Annotated in this window: 15 protein-coding genes; 9 read left to right on the top strand and 6 right to left on the bottom strand. The window is 73.3% G+C overall.

Features of this window, described 5'->3' with window-relative positions; all coding sequences use genetic code 11:
- Positions 1-24: 24 nt before the first annotated feature.
- From LDL48_RS02655 to mltG, 3 genes are all read right to left on the bottom strand, one after another.
- Positions 25-1,644: a serine/threonine protein kinase gene (locus tag LDL48_RS02655; RefSeq protein WP_225253337.1), complete on the bottom strand. Its 1,620-nt coding sequence runs from the start codon at positions 1,642-1,644 to the stop codon at positions 25-27.
- Positions 1,645-1,821: 177 nt separating this feature from the next.
- Positions 1,822-2,577: a ZIP family metal transporter gene (locus LDL48_RS02650; protein ID WP_225253336.1), complete on the bottom strand. Its 756-nt coding sequence runs from the start codon at positions 2,575-2,577 to the stop codon at positions 1,822-1,824.
- Between the two features lie 56 nt (positions 2,578-2,633).
- Complete coding sequence (mltG, locus tag LDL48_RS02645; protein WP_225253335.1) at positions 2,634-3,764, bottom strand: endolytic transglycosylase MltG; 1,131 nt, start codon at positions 3,762-3,764, stop codon at positions 2,634-2,636.
- A 157-nt stretch (positions 3,765-3,921) separates the two neighbouring features.
- Here mltG and LDL48_RS02640 point away from each other — a divergent pair, with 157 nt between their 5' ends.
- From LDL48_RS02640 to LDL48_RS02625, 4 genes are all read left to right on the top strand, one after another.
- Positions 3,922-4,734, top strand: a complete 813-nt coding sequence (locus LDL48_RS02640; RefSeq protein WP_225253334.1) for a hypothetical protein — start codon at positions 3,922-3,924, stop codon at positions 4,732-4,734.
- Positions 4,731-5,603, top strand: a complete 873-nt coding sequence (locus LDL48_RS02635) for a hypothetical protein (protein WP_225253333.1) — start codon at positions 4,731-4,733, stop codon at positions 5,601-5,603. The genes LDL48_RS02640 and LDL48_RS02635 overlap by 4 nt, the downstream gene beginning before the upstream one ends.
- Before the next feature lie 92 nt (positions 5,604-5,695).
- Entirely contained in the window at positions 5,696-8,287 is a 2,592-nt protein-coding gene (locus tag LDL48_RS02630) for an ATP-binding protein (protein WP_225253332.1), read from the top strand.
- 206 nt (positions 8,288-8,493) lie between these two features.
- On the top strand, positions 8,494-9,135 hold the full coding sequence (locus tag LDL48_RS02625) for an alpha/beta fold hydrolase (protein ID WP_225253331.1): 642 nt from the start codon (positions 8,494-8,496) through the stop codon (positions 9,133-9,135).
- A 96-nt stretch (positions 9,136-9,231) separates the two neighbouring features.
- Here the strand turns inward: LDL48_RS02625 and LDL48_RS02620 are convergent, their stop codons facing one another.
- Positions 9,232-9,585 carry a winged helix-turn-helix transcriptional regulator gene (locus LDL48_RS02620; protein WP_225253330.1) on the bottom strand — a complete coding sequence of 118 codons (354 nt, stop codon included), beginning with the start codon at positions 9,583-9,585 and terminating at the stop codon, positions 9,232-9,234.
- A gap of 89 nt (positions 9,586-9,674) precedes the next feature.
- Between LDL48_RS02620 and LDL48_RS02615 the strand changes: the two genes are divergently transcribed.
- Positions 9,675-10,727, top strand: coding sequence for an NAD(P)H-dependent flavin oxidoreductase (locus LDL48_RS02615; RefSeq protein ID WP_225253329.1), 1,053 nt, complete (start codon positions 9,675-9,677; stop codon positions 10,725-10,727).
- Between the two features lie 164 nt (positions 10,728-10,891).
- Entirely contained in the window at positions 10,892-11,413 is a 522-nt protein-coding gene (locus LDL48_RS02610) for a GNAT family N-acetyltransferase (protein WP_225253328.1), read from the top strand.
- A gap of 19 nt (positions 11,414-11,432) precedes the next feature.
- Here the strand turns inward: LDL48_RS02610 and LDL48_RS02605 are convergent, their stop codons facing one another.
- Positions 11,433-12,053 (bottom strand): CGNR zinc finger domain-containing protein, encoded by a 621-nt coding sequence (locus LDL48_RS02605; RefSeq protein ID WP_225253327.1) that lies wholly within the window; start codon positions 12,051-12,053, stop codon positions 11,433-11,435.
- A 109-nt stretch (positions 12,054-12,162) separates the two neighbouring features.
- Here LDL48_RS02605 and LDL48_RS02600 point away from each other — a divergent pair, with 109 nt between their 5' ends.
- The 3 genes from LDL48_RS02600 to LDL48_RS02590 all read left to right on the top strand — a co-directional run bounded on the left by LDL48_RS02600 (position 12,163) and on the right by LDL48_RS02590 (position 14,344).
- Positions 12,163-13,380, top strand: coding sequence for an MFS transporter (locus LDL48_RS02600; protein WP_225253326.1), 1,218 nt, complete (start codon positions 12,163-12,165; stop codon positions 13,378-13,380).
- 9 nt (positions 13,381-13,389) lie between these two features.
- Positions 13,390-13,785: a nuclear transport factor 2 family protein gene (locus LDL48_RS02595; RefSeq protein WP_225253325.1), complete on the top strand. Its 396-nt coding sequence runs from the start codon at positions 13,390-13,392 to the stop codon at positions 13,783-13,785.
- A 121-nt stretch (positions 13,786-13,906) separates the two neighbouring features.
- Entirely contained in the window at positions 13,907-14,344 is a 438-nt protein-coding gene (locus tag LDL48_RS02590) for a hypothetical protein (RefSeq protein ID WP_225253324.1), read from the top strand.
- Here LDL48_RS02590 and LDL48_RS02585 read toward each other — a convergent pair.
- Positions 14,341-15,279 (bottom strand): phosphotransferase, encoded by a 939-nt coding sequence (locus tag LDL48_RS02585; protein ID WP_225253323.1) that lies wholly within the window; start codon positions 15,277-15,279, stop codon positions 14,341-14,343. The two genes, LDL48_RS02590 and LDL48_RS02585, sit on opposite strands and share 4 nt — an antisense overlap.
- Positions 15,280-15,607: the final 328 nt, after the last annotated feature.

The raw sequence follows: 15,607 nt of genomic DNA, 5'->3' as shown, positions 1-15,607 counted from the left end.
GCGCGGCCGGTCAACGGCCACGGCTCAGCGGACCTCGACCTCGTACAGCGAGTAGCCGTACTTGCCGGACCGCTCGGTGGCGGACATCCGCACGTAGCGGCCGGGCACCCCGTCGGTACGCACGGTCACGTCTCCGCCCTCGCCCGTGGACGTCCGGTAGACCGACGTCCAATCCGTACCGTCGGCGGAGACCTCCACCCGGTAGGCCACCGCGTGGGCGTGCTCCCAGCGCAGCACGATCTCCGTGATCTGCCGGCGGGTGCCGAGATCGATCCGCAGCCACTGGACGTCGCTCCACGCGCTGCCCCACCGGCTCTGCGGATCGCCGTCCACCGCCCGCGCGGCGGACCAGGCCGAACCCTCCGTGCTGGACGCGGTGACGGGCCGGCCGAGGGCCAGGTTGCGGCCGGACGGGTTGGCCGGAACCGTGTCCTTGACCGGTTTCCGGGAGGTGGCAGTCGCGGTCGCGGACAATCGTTCCCGGACACCGGTCGACTCCGTCGCGGGCCGGCGCGACTCCTCCGCCGCCGTCGGCCGGCTGGACCCGGGCGCCGGGGCGCGGCGCGACGGCCCGCCGGTCGCCGTCGTGGTCTCCGCCGGGACCGACGGCGCGGCCAGCGGAGCCGGCTTGGGGTCACCGGACGCCCGGACCGCCAGCCCGGCGGCCGTCAGCCCGGTCAGCGCCAGGACGGCCGGCACGACCAGCAGTCGCCGCCGCGAGCGGGCCGGTCGCGGCGCCGGCCCGGCGGCGGTCCCCCCGTCCGCGGTCCCCCCGGGCGTCCGCACCGGACCCGGGACGCCCGGCTCCGGGCCGGCCCCGGCGGGCACCGCCTTCTCGCCCACCAGCATGGCCAGCAGTTCCGGCGCGGTGGGCCGGTCGGCCGGGTCCTTGGACAGCGTCAGGGCCACGATGTCGCGCAGCTTTCCGGGCAGCCCGTCGATGCGCGGCGGCTGCGTGAGGATCCGGCCCGCGGTCGCCGACGACGAGTCGCCCTGGAACGGCGTCCGGCCGGTCGCCGCGTAGGTGACCACGCAGCCCCAGGCGAAGACGTCGGTCGCGGCCGTGAGCGGCGTGTCCCCGTCGTCGGAGAACCGCTCCGGCGCCATGTAGGCCACCGTGCCGACCAGCATGTCCGCCCGGGTGTGCTGGCTGGTGGCCACGAACGGCTGGGCGATCCCGAAGTCGATCACCTTTGGGCTGCCCGGCGGCAGCAGCACGTTCTCGGGCTTCAGGTCGCGGTGGATCACCCCGGCGCCGTGGATGCCGGTCAGCGCCGTGGCGACCCCCACTGCCAGCGAGTACAGCGCGCCGCCCAGCAGCGGTCCGCGCTCCCGCACCACGTCCAGCAGGCTCGGCCCGTCGACGTACTCCACCACCAGGTAGGGCGGGTCGTGCTCCAGGTCGGCGCCGAGGAATCCGGCGGTGCAGAACGAGGGCACCTGGCGGGCCCGCTCCACCTCGCTGCGGAACCGCCCGCTGAACTCCGGATCGGCCGCGAGCGCGGGATGGATCAGCTTGATCGCCGCGTGCGGGCCGTCCTCGCTCTCGGCGAGGTACACCACGCCCATGCCTCCGGTGCCCAGGCGCCCGACGAGCTGGTACTCCCCCAGCTTCCTGGGATCGGAGGCCGACAGCGGACTCACCCGGTAAGCCGATTCCAACGTCTCCCCAATTCCGTGCGACTGCCGGACCCGCGCACGGGTAGTGGCAGTCCTCCATGGAGGCTCTCAGGGTAGACAACCCGGTTCTGCCGTCACGCGGGGCGGGGCGCGCGCCCGCCGATGTGCCCGATCGAGGCGCGGTCGCTGCCCGAACAGACGTCACCCGTCGGTGGTGGAGAGCGCGAACGCGGTGAGGAAGCCGAGCAGCGTGATGATGCCGATGGCGAGGTGGGTCTGCTCGAACGCCTCGGGGATCATGGTGTCGGCCACCATGGTGAGGATCGCGCCGCCGGCCACCGCGGTGATCGCGGCCAGCACGGCGGGGGCGACTCCGCCGAGCAGGGTGTAGCCCGCCACCGCGGCGAGGCCGCTGACCAGCGCGATGCCGGCCCACAGCCCGAAGACGTAGGTACCGGAGCGACCGGCCCGGCGCATGCCGGTCGCGCTGGACAGGCCCTCCGGAACGTTGCTGATGAACACCGCGGCGACGGTCACCGCGCTGACCGCTCCGCCGCCGAGGAGGCCGGTGCCGATGACCACGGATTCGGGTACGCCGTCGAGCAGCGCGCCGAGCGCGAGCGCGGCGCCGGAACCGCCCGCCTGCGCCTCGGACGGCTGCTGATCACCGGACCGCTTCCGGTGCCGGGCGCCGCGACGGGCCAGCAGCACGTTGCAGCCGGTGTACACCGCCGCACCGGCGACCGCGCCGATCACGGTGGGCAGCAGCCCCGCCCGGTCGTACGCCTCGGCGATCAGCTCGAACGATACCGCCGACAGCAGCACGCCGGCACCGAACGCCATGATCGACGCGACCGCCTTCCGCGGGATCCGGACCAGGTATCCCACGGCGGCGCCCAGGAGCAACGCCGAACCCGCCAGCAGTCCCCATCCGCCTGCCTGCAACCATCCCGGCATGGGCTGCAGGTGCCCGGGAGATCACGGCCGAAACGCAGGCCAGCGGGGTATTTGCCCTAAATCTTCCCGGCTTTGCGGGCAATCTCCTTGTTCTTCTCGTGCTCCGCGTCGGTCACGGCGAAGGCCGAGTTCCCGTCCGCGTCGATCGCCACGAAGAACACCCAGTCCCCCTTCGGCGGGTCCATCGCACCGCGCAGCGCCCCCTCACCCGGGTTGTTGATCGGCGTCGGGGTCAGGCCGGCCTTGCCGTGCAGGCGGTACGGGTTCTCCGGGTCCCGCTGCTCCGCGCGGGTCATCTTCTTGGACGGCTTCGTCGGCCGCCCGGTGAGCTGGTAGTAGTAGTTGATCCCGACGTCGAACTCGAGACACTGGCACGGGAAATCGCCGTACAGCCGGTTGTAGGCGACCCGGGCGATCTTGCCGATGTCCTGGGGCACACCGGCCTCCGCCTCGGCGAGCGACGCGACGATCAGCGCCTCGTACGGGCTGATGTCGAGCTGATCCCGTACCCGCGTGGCGAATGTCAGTTTCTTCTCCACCGCGAAGAAGCGCTTGACCATCTCCCGGAGCATCTGCTGGGCGGTGGCGCCCGGCCGGAACTCGTAGGTGTCCGGGAACAGGAACCCCTCGATCGACCGGGCCGCCTTCTGCCCGTCGTCACGCTTGAACCACGACTTCGGTACGCCCAGCGCCACCGGATCGCGGCCGGCCTTCGCGAAGTCACCGACCGGGACGCCGGTGGCCTTGGCGAGGATCGCGTACACCTCCTTGGCGGTCCGGCCCTCCTTGATCGTGACGCCGCTCCGGACCCGGGCCGCCGGGTCCAGCAGGAGGGCGACCGCCGCCTCGCCGGACATCTCCTTGCGCAGCTTGAACGAGCCGGCCTGGATGCGCTGTGCCCGCGGGTCGTCCCGGGCGGCCCGGAGGAACGCCTCGGTGCTCTTGACCACGCCCGCGCCGACGAGCGCGACGCCGATGTCGGTCAGCGTGGAGTCGGCCCGGACGTCCACCCGGACGCTGCCCGTGCCGGCACCCGAATAGTCGGGCACGCTCCACCGGTCCCACCCGACATACCCGCCGGCGCCCGCCAGCGCCACCAGCACCACGACCAGGACCGTGCTCGTCAGGGCGATGCGTACGCGTTCACCGCTTTTCCGGTGAACGGATCGATACTTCTCGCCACCCACAGGCCGCCTCCCTAGAGATCAGGGACGCAGGGTACGCGGGCGGTCCCAACGGCGCTCAGGCGTACCCGACGGGTTGCGTAATTTCACCGATGTCCGGGTGGCATCCGGTCGGCGAGACTCACCGGCAGGAGCACGCCCGAGGACCGAGGAGCGTGAAGTGGACGGGACATCCTGGGCACGCAAGGTGGGAGCCGGCCTGTCGCGCGGCGCCGCGGTGGCGGCGCTGGCGGTCGCGGTGGCGTTGCCGGCCGCGGCACCCGCCCGGGCAGCCGGCTTCGACCAGGTGAAGCAGATGGGCGACGAGGCCCTCAGCCTGTTCGTCTCGGCCGGCCGGGGCGAGCTGACCGACGAACAGCTCTACGCGGCGGTGCGGCGGTTCGTCGACGTGGTCGGCGCGGCCGAGGACGCCGTGCTGAGGCATCTGGACGAGGTCGGCGCGGCACCCTGGGTCGGCGCGGCCGAGCACGCGATCCTCGAGGTGCCGTCCCTGCCGGACCTCACCGAGGACACGCTGGAGGAGTTCGCGCTGGACGTCACGCTGTACGCCCGCCAGGCCAAGGCGACCTTCGACGCGGTCTCCTCCGATGCGGTGGCCGACCACCTCGGCTTCGCGGTGTACGCGCTCTACGCGGTGGCGCTCGAGGCGCGGGTCTGGGGCAACCTGAACACGTCCACCACGTTCATGCCGAGCTACCGGACCGCGATGGAGGCGATCGTCCGGCGGCTGGAGCCCCGGTGCACCGGGCCGCGGGAGGGCGAACTGGACTACCACCCGTCGATCTACCACATGGTGTACGAGTGCACCACGCCCAACGGGACCGTGACCCTGCAGGACTACCAGGTCGACGGCGTGTGGCGGGAGGGGCCGTACACCCCGGAGACGCTCAGGACCACGGCCGGCGCCCGGACCAGCTGGGCGATCGCCCGCGACGTCCTGCGGCGGATGGAGAACGAAGGGATCCGACCATGAAGGCCAGACTGAAGAGGTACGCGATCCGCGGGCTGATCGCCACGGTGGCCGCCACCGGGGCGGCGGTACCGGCCGCGCCCCGGCCCGCGCAGGCGGTCGATCCGGCCACCATCATCCAGGTGGCGCAGTACGCGTACGCCGCGTACTCGCTCTACAACGACTCGAGGAGCGGCGAGCTGACGCTCGACCTGGCGGTCACCATGATGATCAGCGAGGTACGCCGGTCCGAGCAGGCGATCAAGAACCACATGGACGCCCTGACCGTCGCCGAGGTCCGGGGCTGCGCCGAGCACGCCATGCTGGAGTTCGTGGAGAGCCCGGAGTTCTCGCTGAGCCTCAAGCAACGGTTCGCGCAGGACGCCACCGCCTGCGTCACGGCCATCAACGCCCGCTACGACGCGGTCGCGCTGAACCACAACTACGCGGCGATGCGTGACCTCGGCGTCCTCATCGCCACGCTGGGACCGGTCGCGCTGGCCGCCCGGGCGCAGGCCCGCCTGCAGACGGCGCAACTCGAGCAGTACCTGATCCCGGTCTTCACCAAGATCCTGACCACCTTCCAGGTGGGCTGCTACGAGTACTTCGACCGGTTCTACCTGCCGATCCCGGACGAGGAGACGGTCTGGCAGGTCTACCCCGAGCTGTACATCCCGGGCTACTTCGTGTGCAACGAACACCACGGTGGAACGCTTCTCCAGCGGCACGAGTACGCGCTGTGGCGCTGGGGAGCCTTCGCCGGCTTCCCCGATCCGGCCAGCCCCGGCCGGATGCTGGACCACTACCCGCACTATCCGGAACTTCGTGCCGCGGTCGTGCGGGGATCGCTGAACGGCATCCTCACGGCGGCCGTCGCCGAACTCCGCTCCTGATCGGACGTTGCCGGGCCGGCGGGCCACGCGACGGGGCACTTCGGCGCTAACCTCGGACGCCCGTCGATGTCGAGCCCGTTGCGGAGTGGTCGATGCCAACGTCTGGAGAACCGGAGAGCACGTTCTCGGTGCCACCGGATCCCGCGCCGGCCGGGGGCCTCGACGACCTCGTCGAGCGCCTCCGGCTGCTGAAGGTCTGGGCCGGCGACCCGTCGTACGAAACGATCAAGGAACGGGTCAACACCGCCTGGACCGCCCAGGGCCGGCCGGCCGGCGAACTCACCCGCCGGACGACGATCGCCGACTGCTTCCGTCCCGGGCGCCGGCGGATCAACACCGACCTGGTGATCGCGGTGGTCCAGGCACTGCACGACGACACCGGATACGTGGGCCGGTGGCGGCAGGCCCTGCGGGTCGTCGGCGGGCAGGCCGAGGCGGCGGCGCACGTCCGCGTGCAGGACCGGCTGCCGCCGGACCTGGCCGGATTCACCGGCCGGGCCGGCGAGATCGACCGGCTCCGGAGCGCCGGGCGGAGGGGCGACGCGGTGGTGATCTCGGCGATCGAGGGCATGGCCGGGGTCGGCAAGACCCAGCTCGCCGTCCACACCGGACACCTGCTGCACCGGGAGCAGCCGTTCGAGCGGGTGCTGTTCGTCAACCTGCGTGGCTTCCACCCCGACCCGGCTCAGCCGCCGGCCGATCCGGCCGCCGTCCTGGACGGGTTCCTGCGGCTGCTCGGGGTCTCCGGCCCGCAGGTGCCGCACGACCTGGCGGATCGCGTCGCGCTGTACCACCAGCGGCTGGCCGGCACCCGCGCCCTGATAGTGCTGGACAACGCCGCGAGCGCCGAGCAGGTCCGCCCGCTGCTGCCCGCGACACCCGGCTGTCTGACGCTGGTCACCAGCCGCCGCAGCCTCGACCTGCCCGGCGCCACCCACCTCGCGGTGGACGTGTTCACTCCGGACGAGGCCTCGGCCTTCCTGGCCCGGGCCGTGCCCGAGGTCCCGGTCGGCCCGGATCCGGGCGCCGCGGACCAGATCGCCCGGCGCTGCGGCTATCTGCCCCTGGCGCTGAGCCTGGTCGCCGGGCGCATGCACAGCGCGCCGGGGTGGAATCTCACCGACCACGCCGACCGGCTGGACGAACGCCACCGCGACCGCCGCCTGTACACCGGCGTCGAACTCGCCCTGGACCTGTCCTACCAGCGGCTGCCGCCCGAGCACGGGCGGCTGCTCCGGCTGCTGGCGTTGCATCCGGGACCGGATTTCGACGGGTACGCCGCCGCGGCTCTGGCCGACACCGGGGTGGACGCCGCCCGCGACGTCCTGCGGCACCTGCACCAGGACCATCTGCTGCAGCCGGCCACTCCGGGGCGGTTCACCTTCCACGACCTGGTGCGCGCGTACGCCGGCAACCTGGCCGGCGACGAGGACCGGCCGGCGGAACGCCGCAGCGCCCTGGCCCGGCTGTTCGACCACTACCTGGCGACGGCCTCGGCCGCCATGGACACCCTCTATCCCGCCGACGCCTACCTCCGGCCCAAGATCTCCCAGCACCGCCTGCCCATGCCGGACCTCACCGACCCGAAGGACGCCCGGGAGTGGCTGGACGCCGAGCGCATCACCCTGATCGCCGTCGTCGCCCACACCGCCACCAGCGGGTGGGCCACCCTGGCCACCCAGCTGTCCCGGGTCCTGTTCCGCTACCTCGACGGCGGCCACCACACGGACGCCGTGACCGTGCACGGCTACGCCCATCAGGCCGCCCGCCAGAACGACGATCCGAACGGGGCGGCGCACGCCCTCACCGACCTCGGCGTGGCCTACATCCAACTGGGCCGGACCGACGCCGCCATCGAGCATCTCGAACAGGCCGTCGAGCTGTTCCGGCAGACCGGGGACGTCACCGGGCTGGCCCGGGTGCACAACAATCTCGGCATGGCCGCGGAGCAGTCCGGCAGTTTCCCGGACGCCGGCGCCCACTACCGCCAGGCCATGGTCCTGCACCGGCAGATGGGCAACCGGACCGGCGAGGCCGGCGCCCTCCGGAACCTCGGCATGATCGAGGGTCAGCTGGGCCATTACGAGGCGGCCACCGAGGCCTTCACCCAGGTGCTGCCCCTGGTCCGCGAGATCGGCCACCGCAACGGCGAGGCCGGAACGCTGAACGGCCTCGGCGAGGTCGAGATGCGGTCGGGCCGGTACGGGCCGGCCGCCGAGCATCTGCGGGAGAGCCTGGACCTGTTCCGGGAACTCGGCCAGCACCTCGGCGAGGCGGACACTCTGGAGAGCCTCGGCCGGCTGCACACGCTGCTCGGCCGTCCCGCCGAGGCGGAGGAGTACTTCCAGCAGGCCCTGGCGATCTGCCGCCGGTCTGGTTATCGGGCGGGCGAGGCGGCCGCGATCAACGGTCTCGGTGAAGCCGCCCGCATCGCCGGAGACCACACCGCCGCCGCCCGGCACCACGCCACCGCCCGGACCATCGCCGCCGACACCGGCGTCCCCGCCGAGCAGGCCCGCGCCCACGCCGGCCTCGGGCACGTCCACCGCGCCCTCGGCGACCTCCCGCTCGCCCGGGACCACCTCCAGCAGGCGCTGACCCACTACACCGACCTCGGCATGCCGGAGGCCGAACAGATCCGCACCGATCTGGCCGGCCTGGACATCGGCCGGCCAGATCGGTGACCAGGACGTGAGCACGACCGGGCAGGTCCCATCCCACCCCGGGCGGGAACCTCCCCCGTTGCCTGGCCGCGCCCCCGTCCACCCCCCATGACCAGTCATCCTCCGGCATCGCCGGGCGCGCGGAGAAAATTCCGGACGATCCCGGACGCCCGCCTCCGCCGCCCGCTGCCGGCGGATTGTCGTACCCCTGTGTGATGCTTCCGGGCATGGCGACGTTCGTTCTGATCCACGGCGGCGGAGGCAGCGCGTGGGACTGGCATCTGCTGGTCCCGGAGCTGGCCGGGCGCGGCCACGACGTGGTGGTGCCGGAGCTGCCGATCGGAGACAGCTCGGCCGGGTTCACCGAGTTCCGCGACACGGTGGTCACCGCGATCGGCGACCGGAGCGACCTGGTGGTGGTCGGGCATTCCTACGGCGCGTTCACCGCGCCGCTGGTCGCCGAGCGGCTGCCGGTGCGGCTGATCGTCCTGCTCACCCCGATGATCCCGGAGCCCGGCGAGAAGCCCGGGGACTGGTGGGACAACACCGGTTACCGCGGCACCGAGGGGCTGAGCGAGGAGGAGCAGTTCTACAACGGCGTGCCGGCCGAGGTGGTCGCCGAGGCCAAGGCGCACGGCCGGGACCAGGTCAGTGCGGAGTGGAACGAGCCGTGGCCGCTCGCCGCCCGGCCGGCCGTGTCGACCCGGGTGCTCATCGCCCGGGAGGACCGGTTCTTCCCGGCGGACTTCCAGCGCCGGGTGGCCGCCGAGCGGCTCGGCGTGGTTCCCGACGAGATCGACGGCGGCCACGCGGTGGCGCTCAGCCACCCCCGGCAGCTCGCCGACCGGCTGGTCGCCTACCTGCCCTGAGGGGCGTCACGGCGCGGCGCGGACCGTGGCGGTTCCGCCGGTCCGGGCGCGGATGCGGCCGGCCGTCGTGGCGGCGGCGCGGACCGGACAGCCGGGTCACCCCGGCGCCTCCTCGTCGGACGCGGCGAGGGCACCGGCCCAGCCGTCGGACCAGCGGACGAGTGGGCGCAGCGCGCGGTAGGCGCCGTGTCCGAGCGGGCTGAGCGCGTACCCGAGGTCAGGCCGCTGTTCGACGATGCGGGCGTCGAGCAGTTCGGTGAGGCGCTGCCGCAGAACGCTGGACGACATGTTGTCGCACCGCTGTTGCAGGGCACGGAAACCGAGCGGGCCGGGCTGCAGCTCCCAGAGGATGCGCAGACTCCACCGCCTGCCGAACAGGTCGAGCGCGGCCATCAGCGGGCGTCCGGTATGCGATCCGCGTACCGGCGTTCCGGGCCTGGGCACTGCCATCGGCTCTCCTCCACCCTTCACCTGCGCTTCGGTTTCCGATACAGTACCGCCCTGTCAGGTGATTCGTTTTCCGAAGCACGGAGGCGTCCATGACGGCCGGCTGGCACCACCCGCTCGGCGAACGGCTCGGCATCGACGTGCCGGTGGTGCAGGCACCGATCGGTTCCGCCGCGGCACCCGAGCTGGCCGCGGCGGTGTCCGCGGCCGGCGGGCTGGGCATGCTGGCCCTGACCTGGCACCGGCCCGACCGGGCACGCGAACACATCCACCAGGTGCGGCGGCGAACCCAGCGGCCGTTCGGGGCCAACCTGGTGCTGGACTTCGACGTGGACGAGATCCTGGCGGTGTGCCTGCGCGAGGCGGTGCCGGTCATCTCCACCTTCTGGGGCGATCCCGCGCCCGTCAGCCGCCGCATCCGCGACGCCGGAGCGCTGCACATGCACACCGTCGGCAGCGTGCCGGAAGCGCGGCACGCCGCCGACTGCGGTGTCGACGTGATCGTGGCGCAGGGCTGGGAGGCCGGAGGCCACGTACGCGGGACCACCACGACCATGGTTCTGGTGCCGTCCGTCGTCGACGCGGTCGGCCCGGTACCGGTCATGGCGGCCGGCGGCATCAGCGACGGCCGGGGCGTCGCCGCCGCGCTGGTCCTGGGCGCGCAGGGCGCGTGGCTGGGCACCCGCTTCCTCGCCGCCACGCAGGCCGGCGCACACCCGGCGTACCAGGACCGCCTCGTCGCGGCCGGGGCCGACGACACCGTACACACCCGCTGCTTCGACGGCGGCTGGCCCGACGCGCCGCACCGTGCCCTGCGCAACACCACGGTGCGCCGCTGGGAATCGGCCGGATCCCCGTCCGCGCCGGACCGCCCCGGCGAAGACGACATCGTGGCCGTGGACGGCCAGGGCCGACCCCATCGACGGTACGAGGACCTGATTCCGTTGCCCGGCATGACCGGCGACCTGGCCGCCATGGCCCTGTACGCCGGCCAGTCCGTCCACCTCGTCCACGACATCCGCCCGGCCGGCGCCCTCGTCCGCGATCTCGCCGCCCAGGCCGCCGACGTCATCGAGCGCACCCGCCGCATCCTGGGCCCGGCCGGCACCACATCGCCGGGGCCGGCGGCGACCCCCGGCCGCTGACGCCCTCCCGACGACGGCGGGAGGGCCGGCGCTGTGCGAGCCGACGCCGTCGAGCCGGCGCTGTGCGAGCCGACGCCGTCGAGCCGACGCCGTCGAGCCGGCGCTGTGCGAGCCGACGCCGTCGAGCCGCCGCACCCCCGGGCGGCGCGGACTACCGTTGCCGTATGCCCGAACTGGTCCTGCCGACCACCCGCCTGCACGCCGCCTTTCTGGATTGCCGCGACGACTGGGGTCCCGGTCTCCACGAGGACGGCTTCGGCCTGGACACCGATGACGACGTGGACTCACCGGAGGGCTTCGCCGCCTGGGTGCACCAGCGGGTCCGGCTGACCCACCCGGCCGGCCGGCCGTGCCCGCCGGAGCGGCACGGCTCACCGCGCTGGATCGTCGAAGACGGCCGGGTGCTGGGGGGCATCGCGCTGCGGCACTACTTCGACGACGACATCGGTCACATCGGTTACGGCATCCGCCCGTCGGCGCGGCGTCGCGGGCTGGCCGGCTGGGCGCTCGGCGAGATGCTCGGCGAGGCGCGAGCCGCCCTGGGCCTGAATCGCGTCCTCATCCCGTGTCTCGCGGACAACGTCGCCTCGGCCCGCACGATCGAACGCAACGGCGGCGCCCTGGAGGGCATCCGCGACACGGAGCACGGTCCGGTGCGGCGCTACTGGATCACCCTGGACCGGTGATCCGCGAGTAGGCGCCCGGTCACCGCGCCGCGCGGGTACGCCGCGCCGCGACGTAGCGCCGCATCTTCTCGGCCGTTCCACAGTCGTCCATGCTGCACCAGCGGCGACTGCGGTTCTTGCTCTCGTCGTGGAACAGGAAGCGACAGCCCTCGCATCCCTTGATCCGGTCCAGCGCACCGCTGGTGAGGAGCTGCACCGCGGCGTGCACCACCGGCCGCAGCGGCCGGGCCGGCGTGCGATCGTCCCGCCAGCTCCACGCGTACACGCCGGCTCGATCCAGCTGTGCATGGCCGAGCGCGTCCGCCTCGTCGTCTCGCAGCCGGGCCAGGACGGTCGGGTCGGGGTCCCGGCCCGCGGCCAGCCGGCGGAAGATCTCGTCCAGGTAGTCGCGGACATGCAGGGACCGCTCGAAGGCGACCCGGGTGCCGCTCGGATCGTCGCGGGCCAGCCGGCGCAACGCCGCCGCCTCCGCCTCGGTGAGGACGTCCGCATAGCGGGCCCAGGCGACCAGACCGGGGTACGCCGTGAGCACGTCGCCGTCCGGCGCGCCCACGGGTGGCCCGGTGCGGGTGTTGACGAAGTCCAGGGCGAGGTTGCCACCCACCCGGCGCAGTCGCGTGACATCTCCCAATGTTTCCACCAAAACCCACTTTACCAGTTGACCCGTCTCGAGAACCACCACTAGCATGTTACCTCCAAAGACAATTTAGGAGGTAACAATGGCTGGTCGGACGGGTCACCGACGGGCGGTGGGAGCGCTGATCGGCCTGGCCGGCGGGACCTTCCTCTACACCGCGGCCGAGGCGCTGCCGATCGGGCTGCTGCTCCCGATGGCCGGGGACCTGGCCGTCCCACCGTCGCGGGTGGGCATGCTCGTCACCGCGTACGGCGCCGTGGTGATGCTCGCCTCGGTCCCGCTGACCGCGCTGGTCCGGCGCGTCCCCCGCCGGCGTCTGCTGTCGGCACTGCTGGCCGGCTTCGTCGTCAGCACCGCGGTCACCGTGCTCGCCACCTCGTTCGCGCTGGTGCTGGCGGCCAGAATGGCGACCGCGCTCACCCACGCGTTGTTCTGGGCGGTCGTGGTCCCGGCCGCGGCCGAACTGTTCCGGCCCGGGCTTCGCGGGCGGGTGGTCGCGGTGGTGTTCGCCGGCGGCAACGCCGCCCTGGCGCTGGGCGTGCCGGCCGGCACCTGGCTCGGCGAGCGCGCCGGCTGGCGGGCGTCATTCCTGGCGGTGGCCGGTTTCGGCGCGATCGTCCTCGTCGTGGTGGCCGCGCTGCTGCCGTCCACCCGGCCCGAAGAGGGGCACGCCGCCCGGGGCGCCACCCCCGATGCCCGGCGCTTCGGCCTGCTCGTGGCGGCCGCCGTGCTGGCGACCGCCGGTGCCATCGCCGCCTACACGTACGTGGCCCTCTTCGTCACCGAGATCAGCGGGTTCGCCGCCTCGTCGGTCGGCGCCATCCTGCTGGCCCGCGGCGTGGCCAGCGTGCTCGGCATCCTCGCCGTGGGAGCGGTGGTGGACCGCAACCCGTGGCTCGCCCTGATCGGTACCGTCGCGCTGCAGACGGTGGCGCTGCTCGGGTTGTCCGCATTCGGTCACCACGCCGTGCCGGCCGTTGGGCTGATCGCCCTGGCCGGGCTGGCGTTCGCCGCGTTCACCGCGGCGCTCGGCGGGCTCGTCCTGCAGGTGGCGCCGGGGCGCTCCGACCTCGCCGCCGCCGCCGTCTCCGCCGCCGTCAACGTCGGCATCACCGGCGGCGCCTTCGTCGGCAGCCTCGCGCTGACCGACCACGGCGTACGCAGCACGGTCCTGATCGGCGCGCTGCTCAGCGTCGTCGCCCTCACCGCCGCGCTCGGCGAACGACTGATCCGTCCCGTCGCCGCGGCACCGCCCGCCGGCGCACCGGTCCGGCCGGACCGCGCCGAGTGCCTGCCGGGCACCCGTCGGACCCCCGCGCAGGCCGGGTAGGGTCGCCGCATGCCCGCCGTCGCCGCCGCCCTCAGAGATCTGGAGCGCAGGCGACTCCGGGCGCTGGTCGACGCGGACGAGGCCACCCTGGATGCCCTGCACGCGCCGGACTTCGTGCTGATCCATCCGGGCGGAGGCGAATGGTCCAGGGCGCGGTACCTGGGCGGCGTCGTGACCGGCACGATCGACTACCGCCGGTTCGACGCGGTCTCCGAGATCGAGGTTCTCGTCGATGGCGGGCTCGCGGTTCTACGGTACCGGTCGGCGATCGACATCCACGTCCGAGGACAGGAAGCCGGCCGGCTGGCGTGCTGGCACACCGACTGCTACCGGGCCACCGCCGGCCGGGCGCAGTGGTGGGTGGTCCGGTCCCAGGCCACCGAGATCCCGCCCGGTCCGGAATGACGTCCCGGCCCCCGGCGGACCGTGGCTGCGGGCGATGAACGGGCCGATGCCGAATCGATGAAGGCGCTCAGCCACCATCGGGTCACCGGCTCCCCCTCGCCGTCTCGCTCGGAGGTACCACATGCGGATCCTTGCCAGGTTGATGGTCGTCGCGGCGGCAATCGGCGCCGCGGCCCTGGGCGTCGCCGCCCCGGCCCGAGCCGGCACGCTGCGCTGCGCGCAGGAGCCGCTGCGCGCGGGCACACCCGACATCCTGATCGTGACCTGCGCCGAGGCGGAGGGCGACCAGCGCCGGGGCCTGTCGACCGTGCAGAACGGCACGGACCAGGCCATCGACGTGACCGAACTGAAGGCACTCATCTCCTTCCCGCAGTACGGCATGACCGTGTGCGGGCCCGCTCGGCTCGGGCCGGGGGCGCAGTTCGTCTGCACCTCCCCGTGGGTCACCTCCAGAAACGACTGGTCCGCCGCCCGCGCGGAGGCGTACAGCCTGGTCCGGGTGACGGAGACCGACGGCCGGCGCACCGCCGCGATCACCAACGTCCACACCACCTTCTAGCCGGCGGGCGGGTCGCGGAGGTCGGCGATCAGCCGGGTCACCAACGGGCGCAACGCGACCGTCCGGGCGCGGCGCCAGGTGGCGATCTCCGGCATGACGGCGTGCCGGACCGTCGCGGCCCGGATGCACCACATCCCGGCCAGCCCGACGACGAAACGCGACGCCGCGGGCGGCAACGTCCGTAACAGCCGGTACGCGCGGTCCGCCGCCACCCGTGGACCGAGGACATGCCCGGTGGCCACCACGTCCGCGGCCAACTGGGCGAGGTCGATCCACCGGGCGCCGGCCGCCGCGTACGCCCAGTCGAGCAGCACCGCCGAGCGCCCCTCCGCGCCGACCGCCGTGTTGTCCAGGCGAACGTCGCGGTGGACCAGCGCGTCGCCGGCCGTCCAGCGTTCCCACCCGGCCACCACCTCGGCCGCGGGACCCGCGTGGGCCGCCTCCCAGTCGTCGCCCGCACCGATCGCTTGCACCCGCACCCAACCGTCGAAGTCGAAGACGCGCTGGGCGACCGGCGGCAGCAGGCCCGGCGCCCGGTGGCCGCTCGCCGCCCGGCACGCCCCGGCCACGGCCGCGATCGAGGCGTCGGTCCACGACCCCGCGGTGGCGCCGTCGGCCCAGGTGGTCGCCATGGCGATCCACGGACCGTGGACCACCGTGGCGAGCCGCCGAGGCGCCGGCACCGAGGCCGGCAGGACGTCCAGGATTGCGGACTCCTGCCGGATCATGGCGTGATTGTGTGCTCGCACGTCGGCGGACACCGCCTTGACGAAGACCTGCCGTCCGTCGCCCAGCCACAGTCCCGCGGCCGGGCCGGGCGACATGCCACCGTGCAGGTCCACATGACCGACGATGCTGGCACCGAGCGCCTCGGCGACGGCCGTACGCACCGGTTCGGGCGTGTCGGCCCACGGTGCCCGCACGGTGAACGTCACGCCGCATGCTATGCCGTGCCACGCGGCCGGCCCGTCGGTTAGGTCCAGTGGAGCGCTCCAGTGGTACACCAGCGCACTCGTCGCCCATCACGGCGCTGGTGCTGCCGCGATGGCGTTCCACTGAGTCTTCACAACCCCCGGGTTGATCACGCTGGGCGTGAAACCGGCGGCCCGGTCACGGTTGTCGCTGGGTCGGGTGACGGGGCTGGTGCGGGCGTGCCGGCCTCGTCACCATCGGGCTTGTCGGGGGTGTCCACCCTCGATGGGTGCCCGTGACGTCGACGCGTGCTTGGAAGTGAAGTCCGTCTCTGAGTCTGGCGCTGGGACC

Origin of the sequence: Jidongwangia harbinensis, from assembly GCF_020216025.1 — a bacterium.
Classification (GTDB): domain Bacteria; phylum Actinomycetota; class Actinomycetes; order Mycobacteriales; family Micromonosporaceae; genus Actinoplanes; species Actinoplanes harbinensis.
The sequence above is the reverse complement of the archived record's forward strand: the minus strand, read 5'-3'. Positions and strand labels throughout refer to the sequence as shown.

Excerpts from the sequence above, each read along its gene's own strand:
- LDL48_RS02650 (WP_225253336.1), bottom strand. The coding sequence starts at position 2,577 with ATGCCGGGATGGTTGCAGGCAGGCGGATGGGGACTGCTGGCGGGTTCG.
- LDL48_RS02635 (WP_225253333.1), top strand. The coding sequence starts at position 4,731 with ATGAAGGCCAGACTGAAGAGGTACGCGATCCGCGGGCTGATCGCCACG.
- LDL48_RS02630 (WP_225253332.1), top strand. The coding sequence starts at position 5,696 with ATGCCAACGTCTGGAGAACCGGAGAGCACGTTCTCGGTGCCACCGGAT.
- LDL48_RS02625 (WP_225253331.1), top strand. The coding sequence starts at position 8,494 with ATGGCGACGTTCGTTCTGATCCACGGCGGCGGAGGCAGCGCGTGGGAC.
- LDL48_RS02620 (WP_225253330.1), bottom strand. The coding sequence starts at position 9,585 with ATGGCAGTGCCCAGGCCCGGAACGCCGGTACGCGGATCGCATACCGGA.
- LDL48_RS02615 (WP_225253329.1), top strand. The coding sequence starts at position 9,675 with ATGACGGCCGGCTGGCACCACCCGCTCGGCGAACGGCTCGGCATCGAC.
- LDL48_RS02610 (WP_225253328.1), top strand. The coding sequence starts at position 10,892 with ATGCCCGAACTGGTCCTGCCGACCACCCGCCTGCACGCCGCCTTTCTG.
- LDL48_RS02595 (WP_225253325.1), top strand. The coding sequence starts at position 13,390 with ATGCCCGCCGTCGCCGCCGCCCTCAGAGATCTGGAGCGCAGGCGACTC.
- LDL48_RS02590 (WP_225253324.1), top strand. The coding sequence starts at position 13,907 with ATGCGGATCCTTGCCAGGTTGATGGTCGTCGCGGCGGCAATCGGCGCC.